We start from the raw sequence: 20,491 nt of genomic DNA on the forward strand, positions 1-20,491 counted from the left end.
CCGGTCCCGTTACCAGTTCGTCACGGCCTACACACTACGCTTTTCGGCCCGCTCTTCGATATCGCCGGCAAGCAAAATCGCTTCGGCGATTTCACGCATGGACTTCCGCAAATCCATGCTCTGCCGCTGAATGAGTTTGAAGGCCTCTTCTTCTGTGAGCCGCTTGGATCGCATGAGGTACCCCTTGGCGCGATCTAAAAGTTTTCGCACGGCGAGGGCTTCCTGCATTTCAAAAGACTTTTCCAGCAAGGTGGTATGTTCAATGGAAATCGCCGCCTGATTGGCAATGGCTTGCATCAAGCGCACCTCTTCGGACGTAAAGCTGTGCGGAACCGACGTATAACTGTTGATCACGCCGATGGCCTTGTCCCGCATCATCATCGGGACAGAGAGCAACGAACACAGGCCTTCCTTCGCGGCCAAATCAGGATACATATAATCCTGCTCTTTGGTCACGTCAGGCACAATGATCGGCCGCCGCTCCTGAACCACGCGTCCGCTGATACTCTGTCCGGTTTTGAGATGGGGCTTGCGCCGGTACTGCTCACTCAAACTCTGAGTCGCCGCAATCTTGAGTTCTCCGGATACTTCGTCCAGCAGCATAATCGAGCAAATTTTCGACCCCAACATTTGAGCGGTCATTGTCACGATCAATTGCAGCACGTCATCGATAATCCGGTTGGAGACAACCGTTTCAGACACCTGCGACAACGTCTCCAACTGCACGGCCTTTCTGCGCATTTGATCGTACAGCCTGGCATTCTCAATCGCACCGCCCACCTGATTGGCAATAGTGGTCAGCAGCGCCAACTCGTCCTCACGATACCGGCGCGCCCGCTTATGCTGCACATTGATGACGCCGGTGACTTCCTTCTTGACGAGGATCGGCACCGACACGAATGCCTGATAGCGATCTTCCGGGAGGTTATTGAAAAACTTGAATCGCGAATCTTCGCTGGCGTTACTGGGGATCACGACACGGGTGCGCTCACGCGCCACCCACCCGGTAATACCTTCGCCTAAGCCGATGGTGATGCGGCCAATGAGACGAGGATGGGGGTTTTTCGATGCCCGCAAGACCAACTCATCACGCCCCTCGGACAACAGATAGAGCAGGCACGCATCGGCTTTGGTCACTTCCACGACGACATCGACGATATGCCGCAACACCGCCTCAAGATCCAGAGTATTGCTGATCGATTCACTGATGCGATGCAAGACATCCACTTCACGTGTTTTTTCTCGCAAGGCCTGCTCAAGTTGTGCGGAAGAGAGCTTTTTGCTTTCCATATCTCCGAATCGCTACTGTGATGCCATACGGCGAGAAGAAACCTGCTTCCGACGCCCTGCTGAATCTCCCTGCGAAGCCCGAAACCAGTCCAGAAACACCTGGCGTTCAAGCGGTGCCATACGCACCCGGCCGATCGCCTCAGGCCACACACCGATGACTTTCCCTTGAGAAACCTTTTTATCGTGCTGCATCGCCGACCACACCTTCGCCGCTGAACGAGTGGTCGCACAATCGGATAGCCCTGCGGCCAGGACCACCTTTCGAATGCGTGTCACCGTCTTGTCGTCACAATATCCCTGGCTTCGCGCCAATTCCGCCTCTAGTACCAACCCGATGCCTACAGCTTCCCCATGAACTAACGCCCGATACCCGCCCATGGCTTCAAGCGCATGACCAATCGTATGGCCATAGTTCAAAATTCTCCGACGGTCCGATTCACGCTCATCTTCCGCTACCACCTGCGCCTTGATCTCGCATGAGCGTTTGACGACCTGCATAACCACCTTCTGCTCAAGCCGCAATAACGCAGGCATCGTCCGTTCAAGATACGCAAAGAAGGCGCGGTCGGCAATAATGCCGTACTTGATCACTTCCGCAAGTCCTGCAACCCATTCCCGTTTCGGAAGCGTTCGCAATAATTGCGGATCAATCCACACAGCGCGGGGCTGATGAAAAGCGCCGATGAGGTTCTTGCCCAACCGGTGATCCACGCCGGTCTTTCCGCCGACACTGGAATCAACCTGGGCCACTAAGGAGGTCGGGATTTGCACAAACGGCATGCCGCGTTGATAAATCGCCGCCGCAAATCCTGTGAGATCGCCGATCACCCCGCCCCCGAGTGCCACGAGAACCGATTGCCGCTCGAACCGGTGCTTGGCGAGCACATCCAGTATTTTCCCAATGGTTGCGAAAGTTTTGGTTTCTTCCCCCGGCGGGAGAATGATCGGCACCGGAGTAAAACCCGCTCGTTTCAGCTGGATCAGTGCCGGCTTGAGATAATGGCGCGCCACATGACGATCCGTCACCACGCCGACTAATCCGGAAGCCGTGAGCGCTCGCAGCCGTACGCCAAGCTCTCGGAGAAGTCCCGGACCGATTGTAATCGTATAGCTCCGATCTCCCAGAGAAACCGGCACCTGAGTCGTTCGAATGACCATGATTCGTATCCATCAAGAGGCCCTGCCCAAAAGACACCGTGTCCCTTGAGGCCTTCTCTCCGCTCTGCTCCCTATAATTCCGATACACACAGAATTCCAACCGGGCTGGCTAAGGCGGAATGGTAACACAGTACTGGCGATACTAAAAGGTGACGGGGACGAACGAAGAGAGGCCAAGGAAATGCGGGCCGTCAAAACAACATGGCCCGTCCCCACTGCCATCGGCAACGGGAACGGGCCACGCACCTGCTATTTCCTCAACAACACCTAAACCGACACCCTCAATCGTGCAGGCTAAATCGCCCGCATGATCGTCGGCGTGAGGAAAATCAACAATTCCTGCTTCGACACCGTTTCAGACTTATTTTTGAACAACCAACCGAGCACCGGAATTCGTGACAGATACGGCACACCCTGCACGTTGTTCCCCTGCGTATCGACAAACACACCACCAATCACCATGGTCTCCCCATCGCGCACCACCACTTGCGTGGTGGCCTCGCGACGATCGATACTGGGCCCAGCAGGATTGCTTCGCGCACCCACAGAGTTTCTCGTAGCGCGCACTTTCAACATAATCTGCTTGCCGATTTCCCGCGGGTCTCTCGATGTAATCTGCGGCGTCACATTCAACTCAAGATTCGCATCCACAAATGTGGTCTGTGTACCCTGAAGCGAGGTGGTCTGGAAGGGAATCGACTCACCCTGCGAGATTTTAGCTTCCCGCTTATCCAATGTCGTCACCTTGGGAGACGCGATCACCTTCGTCAATCCCAACAGTTCCCCAGCGGATAACCGCATGTCGAGGGCAAATCCCGGAGCCAACTTGCCGAATTGATAGCCAATGGCCGGGACAGCGGGAAGACCGCCCACCTGCGCAGGAAGATTTACGATGAAATCGCGGGGAATTGTTCCTGTTCCGCTTTGACCTGCAGCAGTACCACCTAATGGTGCAAATGCGCCCGTGGCATTCCCAAAGAAATTAAACTTATTGCTGCTAAAATCCGCATTCTGAACACCCCACTGAATTCCCAAGCCTCTCGCATAGGCCGTATCAGCTTGCACAATGCGTGCTTCGATCTGCACCTGCGGGACCTGCAAGTCCAGCCCATCCACCAACTGTTTCAGAACCGCAAGCTTGGTCTCAGTCTCGCGTACGATCAACGCGTTGCTGCCTTGGCTAATCGTCATCACTCCTCGGGGGCTCAAATACTGCTTGAGCGATGTCATGAGTTCTTGCGCGGGAAGATTCCGGATATAGAAAACACGATCCACCAATTCTTCCGCCTTGACCTTCGCCTCTTTCGCTTTCGCTTCCTCATCCTGCTGTTTGGCAATGTTGGTCAACGTGTCCACCCACACAATGGTGCCCTGCCGGATCATGCCCAAGCCATTCATCTTCAGGAGCATGTCCAAGGCTTGATCCCACGGCACACTCACCAGCTTCATGGTCACCTTGGCTTTCACGCCTTCACCGACCACAATATTGAATCCACTCACCTCAGCAATCAGGCGAAGAATATTCGTGATATCGGCCTGCTGAAAATCAAGCGAGACCCTGCGACCAACATACCGAGTCTGTCCCGCCACAACATCTTGTGTCTGGACGTCATCCGACGGATTGGGTTCTCCCGCCATTTGAACAGTGCGCACCTTGAACTTTTCCTGGGCCACACCAATAAACCGGGAGCCTCGAACGGGCGGCCGCGCGGATGTTTTCGAGCCTACTCCCTCGATATCCAAGTCGCTCTGAGAAATGGCCGCCGATGAAAGCATTGGGCTACCGGCTGCAGGCTTAAGCGTCACCAAAACCTCCCTGCCGGAAGATCTCACCGTAAAGGCAGGCTGCTCAAGGAGATCAAAAACCAGGCGAACTTTTTCGGCATGATCCCCCACCCTTACTCGCTTCAGCAACGGATGCTGCCCAAGAATCACCGACGATTTGAGGGCCGATGACACCGCCACAAGATCGACCACCAACCGATTGTCGTCCAATCGTTTAACATCGTGAAATAACTTTCCATCACCTGTGACGACCACGGTAACCTGATCTCCATCTGGCCGAATTGACACATTCGTCACAGCCTGTGCAGGCAACGTCGCCACATCGTCTCTCTCGACGAGGTTTTCTTGAGTCCTCGCCTCCGCCCTGGAGTCAACCGCCCAATCCCCGGCCTGCGCGATTGACGCACCAAGGATCAAGCTTGCCGTTCCAATGAGCCATGCCCGACCAAAATACTTGCCTGGAACTGCCAATGATGTGTTCATTCTAAGCCCTCTTTCGGATGGAGAAGCTTGACGTATTCCCGCTCCTGTTTTTTGCCATAGACATCAGTAAACCGCTCTTGCACAATAATGCCCCGCTCTGTGATCGCGCTGACCACGCCGTTATTCTGCCCCATTCGAGTCCCACGCCTCACCGTATATCCATACCCCTCAGGTGTTTGAACCATCGCGGTATATCCATAGGCGCCCCACACAATAGCAATCAGATTCAGTTCCGTTAAATTGACTCGCTGTAAAGGAGGCAAATTAACGTCCACCTTCCCAAGCTGAAGCTGCTGTACAACCGGGGCAAACGGATCACGACGCCCAGCAGGATCGTATCCAAACCCAGCTCCCGTTTCAGTCACCGATAAATCCACAGGAAGAGCACTGACAATTTCTCCCTGAGCCTGACTCGATGTCGGAATGATCGGCTGGCGTTGAAGGTCTTGGACAGGAGCCACCTTGATAGACTCTTGTCTCATCGGATTGATTTGGCTAGGAGGCGAAACCGGACCACCAGCCAAAACCTGTGCGACTCCGGCCAACACACAGAATATCCCGCCCCCCAGTAATACCGTCCGCCGATACTGGCAGCGGGATATTTCATCATACGAGCTGAACCTTCGCATAACTCCTCGATTTCTATTTGCCAGGCTGAACTGGCTTTGCGAGATTGGCCGTCGGCACAGCAGCAACTTGCTTCTCAGGTGGAGCGGCATAGGCCACGAGATCGAACTGCGTTTGCGAAACCACCCGCCCTTGATCCATCTTTGGAGACCCAATTTTCAGCCCGGAGACCGTGATAATCTGGGGCAAGTGATTGATGCGATCAAAAAAGAGCGCGGCCGTATGGTACGCCCCCGAGACTTCCACATTAACAGGCATCTTCACGAAAAGTTTGGACGCATCCTCCGCTTGGGATCCAGGTTTCCATAACTTAATATTGAGCCCTAACCGCACCCCCAAATCTGACACTTGCTTCAGCAACATGACGGCTTCTTCCTCCGGAGGCAGGCGCTCCTTCTTTTTTGCCAATTCGATCTCAAGTTGCTTATTCGCCGCCACCAGCTCATCCAAATGCTTCACCTTGATCGTCAAGGTCTGCACCTCGCCATCCAGCCGCGCATTCTCGGCATGGAGCGCCTCAATCGCCGCCGACTTTGGCTCAGCGATATAAAAATAAAATCCGGCCACCATGACGCCAACACATAGGCTCAACAGGGCCACCTTCTGCATGGCGGGAATATTCCGCAACACATCGAGATTGATCGTAGGCGCAGCCATACCTCAACCTTTCAGGCGAAATGCCAACTTGAATTGATAGATATTGATCGCGCTTTCAACGGCTGCCCGGCTTTCCTGAAGATTGATATTCGAGAAGAAATCGGTCCGACGAAGATTATTGACAAACTCTACGACGTCATCATTGGTGAGGGCCCGGCCTTCCAATTCGACAGAGTCTGTGGAAATCTTCAAGCTGGTCAGCCACACCTTGAGAGGCTCCAGACTCTGGCTCACATAGTCGAGCACCTTGACAGGGCCTACCCGCGACTTTTCCAGCTGATCGATCACACGATTCTTATCTTCGAGCAGTTTCTTTTTCTGTTCAAAATCCTGAACCTGCTTTACTTGCTCTTTTAATTGGGCGACCTGCTTCTCCTTATCCCGCTTTTCCTCTTGCCGCGCTTCAATTTCGCTGTCCAAAGCAGCCGTATACCACCAACACCCTGCCACGGTAATCAGAAGCACTCCGATCCCCAATAGCGCCTGAGCCCGAACATCATATTGAGGCTTTGCTGTTCGGCCCTTGGGTCCTGGAAGAAGATTAATGCGAATCATCGGTCCCCCACGAATCTCATGGCCAATCCCACTGCAACAGAAGCAAGCGGCGCCATGGCAGCCAATTCGTCCTGATCAACACCGCTTCTAGTCGTATCGATTTCCTCGAAGGGGTTCGCCACTTCGACTGGTGTGTGCATATGCTCGCCTAATTGCTGTACTAAGCCTTTCATGCGCGCAACACCGCCACAGACCAGCACACGATCCAGGCCGACATCGGGAGCCGATGTCTTGAAGTAATCGACCGTGCGCGCGATTTCAGACGCCACCTCTCCATTCACGCCATCCAGCACCTGTTTGATCGATCCATTTCCAGCATGGCCGCCCCCTTCGCCCTTCTTCGCCTCTTCGGCCTCTTCGTACGACAAGCCCATTTCACGTTGAATCGCCTCGGTATAACGATTCCCTCCAAGGGGAATATCACGGGTAAAGAGCGACACCCCGCCGCGGATAATGTTCACATTCATCACACTGGCGCCAACGTTGACCAGCGCCGTCGTTTCCTCTTGCCCCGTGGGATAATTGATGGCATGCATATTCTCAATGGCAAAGGCGTCCACATCCATGATCAACGGCACCAATCCCGCGCCCTTTACAAGCTCGGTCAACTCATTGATCTTTGCCTTCTTTGCCGCCACCAGAATGACGGATATCTCGCCACCTCCCCCCTCTACATCGGCAGGATCAGGAGGCAGCACGTGAAAATCGATATTCACTTCATTGATATCGAACGGAATGTATTGTTCAGCCGCAAGCTTGACCTGGCCCTCCAATTCCTCATCCGGCATAGGAGGGAGACTGATTTTTTTCACGATGACGGCATGCCCCGAGATAGACACCGCCACCTGATTATTCTTCACTTTCAATTCATCGAACAATTCACGAATGGCCGAGATAACACGCCCCTCGTCCATGACCTCCCCATCGACAATCACTTCAGGCTCAAGCGGCTTGACCCCAAACTTCTGCAAACTATACCGCCCCTTGGACTCTTTCAGCTGCACCAGCTTGATGGCGCTGGATCCAATATCCAAACCTACAAGCTGACGCTTTGGCGTCAGGAGTGAAACGATATCGGTCTCAAACACATTTTTAAATGAACTCAGCATAGGCCTCACCAACCAACTCTACAGGACAAACTGTTAGGCGTGAATACATTCCTCAATTTCACCAAACCCTATCGGTCATCGCCCTTCTCTTTCACGAATCTCTTGGGGAAAGCCCATTGGTTGCGTGTTGCAGCGGCTCGCGGGTAAGTCATTTTCTCTAGGCACAAGAGAAGTATAATCCATATGCTATACCTGTCAAGAAATGCCGCAAGTCAGACAAAGCCGCGCTACGGGCAGAAGCGCTGGCACATTTCCTCCACCCCTGCCTTCCTCCCTAAGCCACCCACATCGCAATATACCCACCTTCATGCATGATATATCGCTGCCCGCCATCTTCCCTCGCCACTAATTCGCCTTCTCCTGCATCGCCAATCTCTATCCCTACTACCATGTCGGCATAGCCATTTATGAACTTGAGCCTCTTCTCTCAACACTGATTCGACCACACCATTGGAGGCGCCGCCATCACCATCAAATACCGCCCTCTATTCCTGGACAGTGGAGCAGACCAGCCCCGTATTCTTGCAAATCTTGATGACCGGCTCCTCTCTTGCGAGCAATTGATACCCTCTAGATGCGTTAGATATTCCGCAATGCCTGAGGATGTGTGTGACCAGCTGGCCACACCCATCGAGAAGAAAACCCAGGAGCTTAAAAAGTTTTGAGACTGACTCGCCGGTGAGAAGAGGGCGGGCAAATCGAGCCCGGCTGTACGGCCTATGATTTATGAAGATCTCGATGCTTGAGCATCACATCTAAATTCAGCGCTGAGAGGCTTTCCCGCAGACGGCCGGCAATGGCTACGGACCGATGCCGCCCGCCAGTGCACCCAATGGCAATTGTCAGATAACTGCGCTGCTCTCGCTGGTAGAGGGGAATCAGGAACTTCAGCAGGCCTTCAAGCTGACTTATCAGCGCGATCGCATCGGAATCGGTAAGCACATAGGTGCGAACACGCGGATCATCCCCGGAAAGAGGCTTGAGATCGGGGACGAAAAATGGATTCCGGAGAAACCGGACATCGAAGAGCAAATCAATATCGTATGGCACACCAAACTTATATCCGAAGGTCAACAACGTCACCGCAAGTTTCCGAGCTGCCGATCCCCGAGCACACTCCTTCGCCAATACCTCGCGAAGTTCATGGACTGTCAGATCCGACGTGTCGATAATCCGATCGGCCTGTCGGCGCAACTCCGCCACGCGCTCTTTCTCGTAACGAACCCCTTCGATGACCGGCACCTGAGGGAGCACGGGATGTGGACGGCGAGACTCGGAAAACCGCCTAACCAGCACCTCCTCTCTGGCTTCCAGAAAAAGCAGGCGAATCGAATACCCCAGCGTCTTGATCCGCTCAAGCGTCCCAACCAAATCGGGGAAAAATACCCGCTCACGGATATCAACCCCCAACGCCACATTCGAAATCTCCCCCCCTTGCTGATTGCAGAGATCGACGAAGGTTGGGATCAGGGTCGGCGGAAGGTTATCGATACAGAAATATCCCGCATCCTCAAACGCCTTCAGCGCATGAGATTTCCCGGACCCGGATAGTCCGCTGACGATGACGAGATTGAGCTGTGCCATAGGAGTGTTTAACCGGCCGACTGGCTACCAACATCGACACACGCGTGAAACAGCCGCTTCCCTGCGCGACACTCTGGGGCAACACTCCAGTGTCCGCAGAGGGCATTCTCGGCTACAGCCGAACAACCGGAACGCCCAGGGATTATGCCTTCGTACTGGTTCGTGATCGGGGCCGTGCACTCTCTGAATAGGGCTCTAGCAGCACCACTTGTCCACCAGCCAACCGCTGAGCGACACAGATCTTTCCCGATTCCGCATTCGTGAACAACATGAACGGCTCAAGATGGTCGCTGAAGTGGTCATGCACCGCGGAGAGCGACAGCGTCGGAACGGCACATCGCTCCACCTCAACCGGCGGCGCCGATGGCAACTCAGCGGCCAATGCCCGTACCGACCGCGGCCTTGTCGCCTTCTCCGGTTTATGACTGGCCAACCGTTCTTTCAGCTTCCGCAACTGAACATCGACCCGATCCGACAGGGCATCGATCGTCGCATACATCTCCCGCGTTGCCGTCTTCGCCTGAACCCGTTTCCCACTGACGGTGCAGACGGCTTCCGCTTTATGCTGCAGCTTTTCAACACTCAGCACCACTTGGACCGTCCCGACCTTCAATCCGTATCGATCCAGCCGATCAAACCGCGTTTCGAGATAACGGCGCAATGCCGGCGTGACATCCATATGCCGACCGGTAATTCTCAGTTTCATGTCGTCCTTCCCCCTACGCTACAGGAATAAGCGCCCCACCGGGCGTACTAGTTAAAAGAATCGCTTCCGCTGGCTTGCCGACGGAATATTCTCCTCGGCGCGATACTTGGCCACCGTCCGCCGCGCAATCAAGACCTGCTGGGTCTTAAGGCGCGCGGCAATTTCCTCGTCCTTCAAAGGACGCTGTGAATCTTCCTCCGCAATCATCTTGCGAATCATCTCTCGCACCGTAACGGAAGAAAGCATGTCGGACGGCTGATCCACTCGTTGCAGCCCGGCATTGAAGAAAAACTTGAGCTCCAACATGCCCTGAGGACAATACATATACTTATTTGCCGTGACTCGGCTGATCGTCGATTCATGCATCCCGATATCTTCCGCAACCTGCTTCAGCACCAACGGCTTGAGATACTGCACCCCTTTTTCGAAAAACTGCTCCTGGAACTTCACGATGCTGGTCACGACTTTCACAATGGTCTTGTTGCGCTGTTCAATGCTTCGGATCACCCACTGCGCCGCCCGCAACTTCTCATCGAGATAGGACTTGGTTTCCTCCGCCCCTCCCTGCCCGGATGCCATCAATTGCTTGTAGTAGGGGCTAATGCGCATGCGCGGCAAACCATCGTCGTTCAACAGCACCACCCACTCGCCTTCGTTTTTCACGACAAACACATCCGGCACAATCACATAATTTTGCGTATTGCTGAAGGGGCGCCCAGGCTTTGGCTCCAAATCCCCGATAAGTTTGGTCGCCTCAAACACTTCTTCGACCGTCACATCCAGCGCCTTCGCAATCTTGCTATATTGTTTCTTCTCCAAATCTTTCAAATGATGCAGCACAATCCCTTCGACCACCGCCCCCTTGAGGGCTCCCGGTCTCGCCCCAAGCGACCCCATGGGGTTCTTCCCCAGATGGCCTAACTGAAGCAGGAGACATTCCGGCAAATCACGAGCCCCCACACCCGTCGGATCGAACGTCTGAATGTCCCTTAAAACCGACTCGGCTTCGGCAACCGAAAACTCCGTGCCATTCACCACCTCGGCCAGCGTAATGCGCAGATAGCCGTCATCATCGAGATTTCCAATGATGAGCCGGCCGATCGCTTTCTCCCGCTCGGATAAACCGGATAACGAAAGCTGCCACAAGAGATGCTCTTCCAGCGACGTCGCCTTGGCCACCGTCTGTTCATAGGAGGGAAACTCATCTTGGGAAGAGGATGAGGGATATTCGGATCCTCCCGATCGGCGATCACTGCCAAAGTACTCTTCCCAGCCGGAGGCGGAAAACTCTTCCGGCGATCCCCGCTCTTCAAGAGTCCCTGATTCTTCCGGAGAGTCCTGGGCGGTCTCAGCAGGCGCACTCTCGGTCTTCTCTTCCGCCGTACTCGCTTCGGCTTCTTCAGCCTCTGCCGCCACTTCGTCCAACAAGGGATTCTCAAGGAGATGTTGCGACAGACTTTGCTGCAACTCCAACCGAGAGAGCTGCAACAGCTTGATCGCCTGCTGCAACTGCGGCGTCATGATCAATTTTTGACTGAGCTTGAGGTCAAGACGAAGCTTCATAACAACCCGACTACACCCCTAGAGTTTGAACCGGTCTCCGAGATAGACCGCCCGAGCTGTTTCACTCTTCACAATCGCGTCCGGAGACCCGGCCTCTAAAATCTGCCCTTCATTGATAATATACGCTCGATCCACGATCGAGAGTGTCTCCTGAACATTATGATCCGTGATCAGAATGCCAATCCCCTTCTCTTTCAGCCGGAGAATGATCTGCTGAATATCGGCCACAGCGATTGGATCAATCCCGGCAAACGGCTCATCCAGCAGCATAAATGACGGATTGGTCGCCAGCGCGCGGGTAATTTCCAAGCGCCGCCGTTCTCCTCCGGATAAGGCATAGGCCATACTTTTGCGGATGTGCACCAGATCGAGATCCTTGAGCAGCGCATCGACTCGCTCAGCCCGCTCACCCCGAGGATACCCTAGGACTTCCAAAATCGCCAAGACATTATTCTCCACCGAAAGCCGGCGAAACACCGACGATTCTTGCGGCAGATAGCCAATGCCTCTTCTGGCCCGTTGATACATGGGCAGCTTCGTGATGGATTCTCCGCTAAACGTAATCTCCCCCTCATCAGGCTGACAGAGGCCGACCATCATATCAAAGATGGTTGTTTTTCCGGCTCCATTTGGCCCGAGAAGACCGACGACTTCGCCAGCGAACACCTCGATGGCAACGCCTTTGACCACCTTGCGTCCACGAAAGCTTTTGACCAATCCTCCGGCCTGCAGGCATTCGAGGGGGGGCTCCGCCTGGGATATGGGCAACGCGCCAGCCTCTATTGATGCGCCTTGGGTCATTGACTCCCGCCTCCCTCGCCATCAATGCGTAGATGGGTTCCGCCCTCGACAACACTTCGGTCCTCATCGAGGTAGATAATGATCTTTTCTCCGGTGACACGGGTGCCTTTTTCCCAAGCCACCGGATCACCCGTCAAGGTCACAATTCGCCGGCTGTTATCAAACACCGCCTTGTTTGAGGTCGCCTTGCCGCCCTCACGCTCGATTCGTACATGGCCCGTCGCCTCAATCTGCTTGACCGATTGACCGGATGAGCCAGGCATGACGTCAGATCTTTTGGAAAGCTCTGGCGAAGAAGCCCCTCCGGTGGATTTGGAATCCGCAGGACGATCGCTTTGCTCTCCAGCACCACGAGGGTGAAATAAAACGACCATCTTATCCGAATACACCATTAACGTTCCCTGAGTGAGGACCACCGTCCCCTCAAAGACCGCCTGACTCTCCTGATTCCGAACGGTCATTTTCTTTGCCGTAATATTTGTGGGAGGAGCGGCGGGCTCCTGAACCTTTGATGCGCCACCATCCGGAGACAGCACCGCCAAGGCAATACCCGGCGAGAGAAGACTAAGAAGCAGGAGACAGATCCACATGTACATTATCCAACACCTCAAACTCTTCGGACTCCATATGGCCCAACAGGCCGCGCCCGGTAATTTCGAGCCCATTGCCGACAATCCGGACGGCATCGTCCGTGCGGAGAAGCTTTGTCGCGTCAGTCCAGGCCAAATGATTCGTATAGATGATGTACCCGCTTCCCGTTTCGATTACCAGCGGATCCGTCCGATTCGACAACACAAAATCTTTTGTTGCCGTATCAAGCGCCCCTTCCTCGCCTGAAACTGTAAGCTCTTTTCCCGCCTGGCCATACAGCGTAACCTGGACATCATTTAACACTGCCCGCTTCTCCTGCTCAAACAAACGCGCCTGTTTGGCCTCCACCTTCCACTGCACCACATCGCCCTTGGTCTGAGTAAAGGCAAACTCCGAAATCTTGGCATCAGCTTGCTCAATGGCGCCAGGCGCTGCCGAACGGCTTACAGGAACTGAATCTGCATTAGTAAAGAGAAGGTACCCGAGAAATACCGCCAGGACTCCGCTTAGGGCAAGAAGACTTCGCCTCGCTAGCACCTCCCACATATCGATACAAAATTCCTTATAAAGACAAGACCATCCACAGTACGATGGATAGTAGCACTCAGGATGCGGCAAGTAAACGTCTGTTGGGGAGGGCATAAAAAGGGCTTCTCACGGCTACACCGTGAGAAGCCCTTTGAGAATGCTCTACGAAATACAACTATGCGGTTGGCTCTGAAGGAGCGGCAGGAGCCGGCGCAGCCGGCACACTGGCCTTCTTGCTAAGCGGCTTTGCCACCATCGTAACCAGCTCAAGCGCGACCATTTCGGCACCATCACCGATACGGCGGCGTGTCTTGATCATTCGCGTATACCCGCCGGACCGATCCGTAAACCGCCCCGCCACATCGCTAAACAATTTCGAGACGACATCCTTGCTCCGCAAAAACGCAAGCGCCCGGCGGCGAGCGGCCAAGGTGCCTTCCTTGCCCAGCGTAATCATCCGGTCCGTAAATCCCCGTACTTCTTTGGCCTTGGCTTCAGTCGTTTCAATCCGCTCATGGTCAATCAACGACGTGACCATGTTCCGAAACAATGCCGACCGATGCTTCGTCTGCCGACCGAGTTGCCGACCTTTTTTTCTGTGTCGCACGGCGTTCCCCTTCGCTGAGAATTACTCTGACTGCTGGCTGCCATTGCCGGAGGCATCGGTATCAACCTTGCCGCCCAGCGTCAAACCCATTTCAGACAAGATCTCCTTGATTTCATTCAGGGACTTCTTGCCGAAATTTTTCGTTTTCAGCATTTCATTTTCCGTCTTTTGCACAAGATCTCGAATCGTCTTGATGTTCGCATTCTTCAAACAATTGGCGGCGCGCACAGACAGCTCCAGCTCATTCACGCTGCGCGAAAGGTTTTTATTCTCCTCGTGCAGCGACTCTTCATAACCCGCCTCCCGCTTTCCTTCGCCGCGTTCTTCTGGATTAATGAAGATATCCAGATGGTCGCGAAGAATTCCGGCGGCCGTGGACAAGGCGTCCCTCGGGCTGATCGTGGCATCCGTCCAAATCTCCATCGTCAGCTTATCGTAATCCGTCATCCGCCCGACACGCGCATTCTCGACATGGAAATTAACGCGCTTGATGGGTGAGAAGACGGAGTCGATGGCGATGACCCCGATCGGCAGCCCTTCTTCCTTATTCCGCTCGGCCGGCATATAGCCGCGTCCGTGCTTGATGGTCATTTCAATATCGAGTGTCGCGTCCTTATCAAGCGTCGCAATATGCAGATCTGGCGTAAGAATCGTGACGTCCGCATCATGGATAATGTCAGACCCCTTCGCCTCTCCTGGCCCCTTCTTCCGCAAACGGATCGTCCGCGGCTTGTCGGTATGCAGCGCCAGACGCAGGCTCTTGATATTGAGAATGATGGACGTGACATCTTCCGTGACGCCAGGAATCGTGGAAAACTCGTGCAACACACCTTCGATCTTTACCGTGGTCACTGCGGCCCCAGTGAGCGAAGACAGCAGAACACGCCGCAATGCGTTTCCAATCGTTGTGCCGAAACCCCGTTCAAATGCCTCGGTGGTGAATCGGCCAAAGGTTGGGGAATGCGCATCACTGTCGACTTCCACCCGCATCGGGACCTGAAAGTCTTTCATCGCTTTAATCATGACTCCCCCTTGACTACCATCGAGTGACAAGCCGACCGATTAGAAGTGCGCCACTGAGCGGCACCCACTCCTTTTCGGGAAAACTCTATCGCGAATACAATTCGACGACCATCTGTTCGTTGACAGGCAGCGTGATTTGATCCTTCGTCGGCAACGCGCGAACCGTGCCCTTGAGCGCGCCCTTATCGAGCTCCAGCCAATCGGGAATCCCTCGCCCATCAACCCCTTCCAAGGCCGCCTGAATAGACGGGACATTCCGGCTCCGCTCGCGAACCTGAATAACATCGCCAGCCTTCACAATGGCACCGGCAACCGTGATCCGCTTGCCATTCATCGTGAGATGTCCATGGCTCACAATTTGGCGGGCCTGTTTTCTGGAAGCGCCAAATCCGAGCCGGTACGCCACATTGTCCAGCCGGCATTCCAATAACCGCAAGAGGGCGTCACCCGTGACGCCTGACTGCCGCTCAGCCCGCTCAAACACGCCACGGAACTGGCACTCTTGGAGTCCATAGATACGCCGCAACTTCTGCTTTTCCCTCAACTGCTGGCTATAGTCTGAGATCCGAGGACGTGCCTGACCGTGCTGGCCAGGTGCATAGCTCCGTCGCTCGATGGCGCACTTCTCGGTCATGCACCGAGTGCCCTTTAAGAACAGCTTTTCACCTTCGCGCCGGCAAAGCCGACAGACTGGACCCCGATACTTAGCCACTACTCTACCTCCGGTTACAGGACGCCTGCTGTCAGACGCCCATATTACGACTGTCGTGAATCATTCACCGTACGGATATTACACACGCCGACGCTTGGGAGGCCGGCATCCATTGTGCGGAATCGGCGTCACATCGCGGATCAAATTGATGCGCAACCCTGCGGCCTGGAGCGAGCGAATGGCCGACTCGCGGCCGGATCCTGGCCCGTTCACATACACATCGATCTGCCGCATCCCGCTTTCCATCGCCTTGCGCGCAGCCGTTTCTCCCGCACGCTGCGCGGCAAACGGAGTGCTCTTGCGGGATCCCTTGAACCCTTGATTGCCGGCGCTCGCCCAGACCACGGTATTCCCGCTCATGTCCGTGATCGTGACGATCGTATTATTGAAAGAGGCCTGAACATGCGCCACGCCGTTTTGGACAATCCGGCGCTCTTTCTTCTTACCCTTCTTCACACTCATACAGACTCCTTCACTCGTTCACAAGAGCTAGATGCTCGGTTAGGCTTTCGCGGTTGGTCTCGGCTTGCTTCCCACCCCTGACCGGCGTCCCTTCCGAGTCCTGGCGTTGGTCTTGGTGCGCTGGCCGCGAACCGGCAAGCCTTTGCGATGGCGCAATCCACGATAGGATCCCGTGTCGATTAAACGCTTGATGTTCAGGGACATCTCTTTTCTGAGATCACCCTCAACGCGATGATCGCGATCAATGATTTCCCTGAGCTTGACAATCTTATCTTCGCTCAAATCCTTGATGCGGATCGATCCATCCACACCGGCTTCTTTCAAAATTTTGCGGGCAACGGCTCTCCCGATTCCGAAGATATAGGTGAGTCCGATATCCGTCCGCTTCTCTCTCGGCAAATCAATGCCTGCGATACGTGCCATGATCTCTTCCCTTCCTACCTAAGTCCGTAGACGAGCATGGGCGCTTGCTGCCCAGCCTTACCCTTGTCGCTGCTTATGCCTGGGGTTCTCGCACAAGATCCGAACCACGCCCTGGCGACGGACCACTTTGCATTTCGCACAAATCGGCTTCACTGAAGACTTTACTTTCATGACTCGTCCGCGCTCCTACTACTTGAATCGGTATGTGATCCGCCCTCTTGTCAAATCGTATGGAGACATCTCCACCGTGACTTTGTCGCCCGGAAGAATCCGGATAAAATGCATCCGCATTTTCCCTGAAATATGCGCCAAGAGGATATGCCCATTATCGAGTTTGACCCGAAACATTGCATTGGGTAACGTTTCGGTCACTGATCCCTGCACTTCGATAATATCTTCTTTTGCCACGTACTCCTAGTCCCCTACTCACGCATGCCGTTCGGCAGCTTCTCCGACACGTTGACTCAGCACACGGGCAGCCCCGTCCGCCTGGATTGCGACGGTATGTTCAAAGTGAGCGGAGAGACTGCCATCAGCCGTCACAGCCGTCCATCGATCCTCGAGAACCCGAACGGCGCTCCCACCCATATTGACCATCGGCTCGATCGCTAACACCATCCCAGGCTGTAACCGCGGCCCCTGCCCAGGCTTTCCATAGTTGGGCACTTGCGGCTCTTCATGGAGTTGCCGCCCGATTCCATGCCCGACAAACTCTGTAACTACGGAATAGCCGGCTGCTTCAACATGCCGCTGCACGGCATGGGAGATATCTGTCAGCCTCTTTCCAACAACCGCTTGAGCAATACCGAGATCCAAGGCTTCCTTTGTCACCTGAATCAGCCTGGCCACTTTCTCATCCACTCGCCCCACTGCCACCGTCACGGCAGAATCACCGTAAAATCCGCCAACGATGGCGCCGAGATCGAGTCCGATGATATCGCCGTCCTTCAACTTTCGCTTGGACGGAATACCGTGGACAACCTGTTCATTCACGGACGCGCACAGCGTTTTCGGATAACTGCGATACCCCTTAAACGCCGGAACCGCGCCTCTCGACCGGATCGCTTCTTCAGCAATGCGGTCGAGGTCATCTGTAGTCACACCCGCTCTGACTTCACGCCTGACAATCTCAAGGGCTTCGGCAACCACCCGCGACGCCTCAGCCATCACGGCAACTTCTTCAGGCGTCTTGAGAATGATCATGCCGTCTTACACGCCGCCAACACCTTCGTCAGATTCTGTGAGACCGATTCAACGGAGCCGCCACCATCAAGATTCGATAGCAGCCCCTTCTTTTCATAGAAGCTGATTAACGGTGCCGTCTGCTCATCGTACACTTTCAAGCGAGTCTCAATAGCCTCTCGCTGGTCGTCGCTCCTCTGCACAAGGCCGCCGCCGCAACGATCACAAATCCCGTCCACTTTCGATGGCGCAAAGTCGAGATGAAACGTCGCCTGGCATTTAGAACAACTGCGTCTTCCCGTGAGACGCTTGACCACATCTTCACGAGAGACTTGAAAGTTAATGACGCGGTCCAAACCGATATTACGAGAAATAAGAGCCTTCGCTAACTCCTCAGCTTGAGGAACCGTCCGCGGAAATCCATCAAGGACAAATCCTTTTCCACAACTGGGATCGCTCAACTTTTCCCGTACAAGCCCAATCACAACAGAATCGGGGACCAGCTTTCCTTGGTCCATAAAGCCCTTGGCTTCTAATCCTAGCGCCGTCTTATTTCTGACTGCCTCGCGCAGCAAATCGCCGGTAGAAATCTTGAGCACACCATACAAAGCGGCTACTTTGTCGGCCTGCGTCCCTTTTCCTACCCCAGGCGCTCCAAGAAACACAAGACGCATACGACTTTACCCACTCCGGCCGCGTAAGGGGCCCATCCCCTTGCCCAGAAACCCCTCATAATTACGCATGAGCATATGGGATTCAATCTGTTGGGCCGTGTCCAGCCCCACACCAATCACAATTAACAGCGACGTACCCCCGAAGTAAAACGGGACATTCAGCTTATAAATTAAGAACTCAGGAATAACACAAACGATGGCCAGATATATAGCCCCGGCAAATGTTATTTTCGTTAGAACGCTGTAGATATAGTCCGACGTACGCTGGCCAGGCCTGATTCCAGGAATAAAGCCGCCGTACTTTTTCATGTTATCGGCCATATCGACAGGGTTTAAGACCACGGCCGTATAAAAGAAGCAAAAGAAGACGATAAGCCCCACATACATCAAGGTATACAGCAAGGACCCCGGAGCCAACTGAGCTCCGATGGCCTTCACCCATGGTGTTTCAAAGAACCCGGCGATCGTTGCAGGGAAGGCAATAATCGATGACGCGAAAATAGGCGGAATGACGCCGGCTGTATTGATCTTCAATGGGATATGCGTGTTCTGTCCACCATACACCCGCCGGCCAACGACCCGTTTGGCATATTGGACGGGAATTTTCCTCCGCCCACTTTCCAGGAACACAATGGCGGCGACGACACCGACCATCAGAAGCGCCAACCCAACCAACAAAATAATATTGAGCTGACCAATCCGATATAAATCAAACGTCTGAGCTACCGCCGCAGGAAGGCGCGCAACGATACCAGCAAAAATGATGAGCGAGATACCGTTGCCGATGCCACGTTCGGTAATCTGCTCACCGAGCCACATCAAAAATCCAGTGCCTGCCGTCAGGGTAATCACCGTCATCAGACGGAAGGCCCACCCAGCATGGAGCACAAACGCGCCCTGATTCATTTGCTCAAGACCGATCGCAATGCCGAATCCCTGAATCAAGGCAATAACAATGGTCCCAAACCTAGTGTACTGAATAATCTTTTTACGGCCACGCTCTCCCTCCTTGGCAAGCTTGGAGAGATGCGGAATGACGACCGTCAACAACTGAAGAATGATCGACGCGCTGATATAGGGCATGATGCCAAGCGCGAAGATCGTCAGGCGAGAGAGCGAACCTCCAGAGAATATGTCCAGAAAACCAAGCAACGCACCGCCTTGCTTCTGGAGAAAATCTGAAAGCGCATCGCCATTGATTCCAGGTGTCGGGATATGGGCGCCAACCCGATACACCACGAGCATGACAAGGGTAAAGAGCACCCGTGTCCGCAGCTCAGGAATCTTGAAGATATTCTGAAAGCTGGTAAGGAGCCGCTCAAACACCGCCGATAACCTCGACTCGGCCACCAGCGGCCTGGATCTTTTCCGCGGCAGTCTTGCTGAACTTGTGCGCCTGGATAACAAGTGCTCGCTTCAATTCGCCGTTGCCCAAAATCTTGATCGGGAGACTCTTGCGCTTGACCATGCCCGCATCAACCAACGCTTGCGGGGTCACCGTGTCAGGACCAGCCCACGACTCAAAGTTCTTGACATTGATGATCGTAAATTCCGTTTTGAATGGATTGGTAAAGCCAAACTTGGGCAGCCGCCGCACGAGCGGCATCTGACCACCTTCAAACCCAGGGCGCTTCGCGCCGCCAGATCTGGCCTTTAAACCCTTGTGTCCCTTCGTCGCCGTCTTTCCATGGCCTGAACCAGGACCACGTCCAATGCGCTTCCGACGCTTTTTCGCTCCCCGTGCAGGGGTTAAATCATGCAGATTCATGGTTTCCCAACCTCAAGAAGATAGCCTACCTTGTGAATCATCCCACGAACCTGTGGCGTATCAGGATGAACTGCGGTCTGCCGAATATGCCTGAGCCCAAGCCCTCGCAGAACGAGGCGATGCTTCTCAGGTGTGCCAATAGGACTCCTCATGAGCGTCACGCGCACCCCGGGAGCAGTGGATTTCGAAGCGGTAGATTGCTT

The 20,491-nt window shown here is 54.4% G+C and carries 25 protein-coding genes; all 25 read right to left on the reverse strand.

The annotated features are described in order from the left end of the window. Positions 1-27: 27 nt before the first annotated feature. Positions 28-1,290, reverse strand: coding sequence for a GAF and ANTAR domain-containing protein (locus RI101_08715; protein MEC4890126.1), 1,263 nt, complete (start codon positions 1,288-1,290; stop codon positions 28-30). A 12-nt stretch (positions 1,291-1,302) separates the two neighbouring features. Further along, positions 1,303-2,448, reverse strand: a complete 1,146-nt coding sequence (aroB, locus tag RI101_08720; GenBank protein ID MEC4890127.1) for a 3-dehydroquinate synthase — start codon at positions 2,446-2,448, stop codon at positions 1,303-1,305. Between the two features lie 294 nt (positions 2,449-2,742). After that, positions 2,743-4,716 carry a type IV pilus secretin PilQ gene (pilQ, locus tag RI101_08725; GenBank protein ID MEC4890128.1) on the reverse strand — a complete coding sequence of 658 codons (1,974 nt, stop codon included), beginning with the start codon at positions 4,714-4,716 and terminating at the stop codon, positions 2,743-2,745. Then, positions 4,713-5,264, reverse strand: a complete 552-nt coding sequence (locus tag RI101_08730; GenBank protein ID MEC4890129.1) for a pilus assembly protein PilP — start codon at positions 5,262-5,264, stop codon at positions 4,713-4,715. The genes pilQ and RI101_08730 overlap by 4 nt, the downstream gene beginning before the upstream one ends. Before the next feature lie 94 nt (positions 5,265-5,358). Next, entirely contained in the window at positions 5,359-6,000 is a 642-nt protein-coding gene (gene pilO / locus RI101_08735; GenBank protein MEC4890130.1) for a type 4a pilus biogenesis protein PilO, read from the reverse strand. A 3-nt stretch (positions 6,001-6,003) separates the two neighbouring features. Further along, positions 6,004-6,555: a PilN domain-containing protein gene (locus RI101_08740; protein ID MEC4890131.1), complete on the reverse strand. Its 552-nt coding sequence runs from the start codon at positions 6,553-6,555 to the stop codon at positions 6,004-6,006. Then, on the reverse strand, positions 6,552-7,664 hold the full coding sequence (gene pilM / locus RI101_08745) for a type IV pilus assembly protein PilM (GenBank protein ID MEC4890132.1): 1,113 nt from the start codon (positions 7,662-7,664) through the stop codon (positions 6,552-6,554). Before pilM ends, RI101_08740 begins: the two co-directional genes overlap by 4 nt. 717 nt (positions 7,665-8,381) lie before the next feature. After that, entirely contained in the window at positions 8,382-9,248 is an 867-nt protein-coding gene (gene rapZ, locus RI101_08750; protein MEC4890133.1) for an RNase adapter RapZ, read from the reverse strand. A gap of 142 nt (positions 9,249-9,390) precedes the next feature. Then, complete coding sequence (raiA, locus tag RI101_08755; GenBank protein ID MEC4890134.1) at positions 9,391-9,954, reverse strand: ribosome-associated translation inhibitor RaiA; 564 nt, start codon at positions 9,952-9,954, stop codon at positions 9,391-9,393. Positions 9,955-10,005: 51 nt separating this feature from the next. Further along, positions 10,006-11,517 carry an RNA polymerase factor sigma-54 gene (gene rpoN, locus RI101_08760; protein MEC4890135.1) on the reverse strand — a complete coding sequence of 504 codons (1,512 nt, stop codon included), beginning with the start codon at positions 11,515-11,517 and terminating at the stop codon, positions 10,006-10,008. Positions 11,518-11,535: 18 nt separating this feature from the next. Then, on the reverse strand, positions 11,536-12,285 hold the full coding sequence (gene lptB / locus RI101_08765) for an LPS export ABC transporter ATP-binding protein (GenBank protein ID MEC4890136.1): 750 nt from the start codon (positions 12,283-12,285) through the stop codon (positions 11,536-11,538). 29 nt (positions 12,286-12,314) lie between these two features. Further along, positions 12,315-12,914 (reverse strand): LptA/OstA family protein, encoded by a 600-nt coding sequence (locus RI101_08770; GenBank protein ID MEC4890137.1) that lies wholly within the window; start codon positions 12,912-12,914, stop codon positions 12,315-12,317. After that, a complete protein-coding gene (gene lptC / locus RI101_08775; GenBank protein MEC4890138.1) occupies positions 12,883-13,455 on the reverse strand; it encodes an LPS export ABC transporter periplasmic protein LptC in 573 nt (190 codons plus the stop codon). The genes RI101_08770 and lptC overlap by 32 nt, the downstream gene beginning before the upstream one ends. A gap of 157 nt (positions 13,456-13,612) precedes the next feature. Continuing rightward, the gene (rplQ, locus tag RI101_08780) at positions 13,613-14,044 is read right to left on the reverse strand and encodes a 50S ribosomal protein L17 (GenBank protein MEC4890139.1); all 432 of its coding nucleotides are present in this window, start codon (positions 14,042-14,044) and stop codon (positions 13,613-13,615) included. A 21-nt stretch (positions 14,045-14,065) separates the two neighbouring features. Continuing rightward, positions 14,066-15,055 carry a DNA-directed RNA polymerase subunit alpha gene (locus RI101_08785; protein ID MEC4890140.1) on the reverse strand — a complete coding sequence of 330 codons (990 nt, stop codon included), beginning with the start codon at positions 15,053-15,055 and terminating at the stop codon, positions 14,066-14,068. A 97-nt stretch (positions 15,056-15,152) separates the two neighbouring features. Further along, entirely contained in the window at positions 15,153-15,779 is a 627-nt protein-coding gene (gene rpsD / locus RI101_08790) for a 30S ribosomal protein S4 (GenBank protein ID MEC4890141.1), read from the reverse strand. Between the two features lie 78 nt (positions 15,780-15,857). After that, complete coding sequence (gene rpsK, locus RI101_08795; protein MEC4890142.1) at positions 15,858-16,241, reverse strand: 30S ribosomal protein S11; 384 nt, start codon at positions 16,239-16,241, stop codon at positions 15,858-15,860. Positions 16,242-16,280: 39 nt separating this feature from the next. Continuing rightward, complete coding sequence (gene rpsM, locus RI101_08800) at positions 16,281-16,664, reverse strand: 30S ribosomal protein S13 (GenBank protein ID MEC4890143.1); 384 nt, start codon at positions 16,662-16,664, stop codon at positions 16,281-16,283. Positions 16,665-16,721: 57 nt separating this feature from the next. After that, entirely contained in the window at positions 16,722-16,835 is a 114-nt protein-coding gene (gene rpmJ / locus RI101_08805) for a 50S ribosomal protein L36 (protein MEC4890144.1), read from the reverse strand. A gap of 18 nt (positions 16,836-16,853) precedes the next feature. Then, positions 16,854-17,072, reverse strand: coding sequence for a translation initiation factor IF-1 (infA, locus tag RI101_08810; protein ID MEC4890145.1), 219 nt, complete (start codon positions 17,070-17,072; stop codon positions 16,854-16,856). Positions 17,073-17,090: 18 nt separating this feature from the next. After that, on the reverse strand, positions 17,091-17,867 hold the full coding sequence (gene map / locus RI101_08815) for a type I methionyl aminopeptidase (GenBank protein ID MEC4890146.1): 777 nt from the start codon (positions 17,865-17,867) through the stop codon (positions 17,091-17,093). Next, positions 17,864-18,520: an adenylate kinase gene (locus RI101_08820; protein MEC4890147.1), complete on the reverse strand. Its 657-nt coding sequence runs from the start codon at positions 18,518-18,520 to the stop codon at positions 17,864-17,866. The genes map and RI101_08820 overlap by 4 nt, the downstream gene beginning before the upstream one ends. Before the next feature lie 6 nt (positions 18,521-18,526). After that, entirely contained in the window at positions 18,527-19,846 is a 1,320-nt protein-coding gene (secY, locus tag RI101_08825) for a preprotein translocase subunit SecY (GenBank protein MEC4890148.1), read from the reverse strand. Next, positions 19,839-20,288 carry a 50S ribosomal protein L15 gene (rplO, locus tag RI101_08830; GenBank protein ID MEC4890149.1) on the reverse strand — a complete coding sequence of 150 codons (450 nt, stop codon included), beginning with the start codon at positions 20,286-20,288 and terminating at the stop codon, positions 19,839-19,841. Before rplO ends, secY begins: the two co-directional genes overlap by 8 nt. Then, complete coding sequence (gene rpmD / locus RI101_08835; GenBank protein ID MEC4890150.1) at positions 20,285-20,455, reverse strand: 50S ribosomal protein L30; 171 nt, start codon at positions 20,453-20,455, stop codon at positions 20,285-20,287. Before rpmD ends, rplO begins: the two co-directional genes overlap by 4 nt. Positions 20,456-20,491 lie beyond the last annotated feature (36 nt).

The sequence above is a fragment of the Nitrospira sp. genome (assembly GCA_035968315.1).
Classification (GTDB): Bacteria; Nitrospirota; Nitrospiria; order Nitrospirales; family Nitrospiraceae; genus Nitrospira_D.

Bases quoted from the DNA above. Each gene is read 5' to 3' on its own strand.
- RI101_08715 (MEC4890126.1), bottom strand. From the start codon at position 1,290: ATGGAAAGCAAAAAGCTCTCTTCCGCACAACTTGAGCAGGCCTTGCGA.
- aroB (MEC4890127.1), bottom strand. From the start codon at position 2,448: ATGGTCATTCGAACGACTCAGGTGCCGGTTTCTCTGGGAGATCGGAGC.
- pilQ (MEC4890128.1), bottom strand. From the start codon at position 4,716: ATGAACACATCATTGGCAGTTCCAGGCAAGTATTTTGGTCGGGCATGG.
- pilO (MEC4890130.1), bottom strand. From the start codon at position 6,000: ATGGCTGCGCCTACGATCAATCTCGATGTGTTGCGGAATATTCCCGCC.
- RI101_08740 (MEC4890131.1), bottom strand. From the start codon at position 6,555: ATGATTCGCATTAATCTTCTTCCAGGACCCAAGGGCCGAACAGCAAAG.
- pilM (MEC4890132.1), bottom strand. From the start codon at position 7,664: ATGCTGAGTTCATTTAAAAATGTGTTTGAGACCGATATCGTTTCACTC.
- rapZ (MEC4890133.1), bottom strand. From the start codon at position 9,248: ATGGCACAGCTCAATCTCGTCATCGTCAGCGGACTATCCGGGTCCGGG.
- raiA (MEC4890134.1), bottom strand. From the start codon at position 9,954: ATGAAACTGAGAATTACCGGTCGGCATATGGATGTCACGCCGGCATTG.
- rpoN (MEC4890135.1), bottom strand. From the start codon at position 11,517: ATGAAGCTTCGTCTTGACCTCAAGCTCAGTCAAAAATTGATCATGACG.
- RI101_08770 (MEC4890137.1), bottom strand. From the start codon at position 12,914: ATGTACATGTGGATCTGTCTCCTGCTTCTTAGTCTTCTCTCGCCGGGT.
- lptC (MEC4890138.1), bottom strand. From the start codon at position 13,455: ATGTGGGAGGTGCTAGCGAGGCGAAGTCTTCTTGCCCTAAGCGGAGTC.
- RI101_08785 (MEC4890140.1), bottom strand. From the start codon at position 15,055: ATGAAAGACTTTCAGGTCCCGATGCGGGTGGAAGTCGACAGTGATGCG.
- rpsK (MEC4890142.1), bottom strand. From the start codon at position 16,241: ATGAGTGTGAAGAAGGGTAAGAAGAAAGAGCGCCGGATTGTCCAAAAC.
- rpsM (MEC4890143.1), bottom strand. From the start codon at position 16,664: ATGGCACGTATCGCAGGCATTGATTTGCCGAGAGAGAAGCGGACGGAT.
- rpmJ (MEC4890144.1), bottom strand. From the start codon at position 16,835: ATGAAAGTAAAGTCTTCAGTGAAGCCGATTTGTGCGAAATGCAAAGTG.
- map (MEC4890146.1), bottom strand. From the start codon at position 17,867: ATGATCATTCTCAAGACGCCTGAAGAAGTTGCCGTGATGGCTGAGGCG.
- RI101_08820 (MEC4890147.1), bottom strand. From the start codon at position 18,520: ATGCGTCTTGTGTTTCTTGGAGCGCCTGGGGTAGGAAAAGGGACGCAG.
- rplO (MEC4890149.1), bottom strand. From the start codon at position 20,288: ATGAATCTGCATGATTTAACCCCTGCACGGGGAGCGAAAAAGCGTCGG.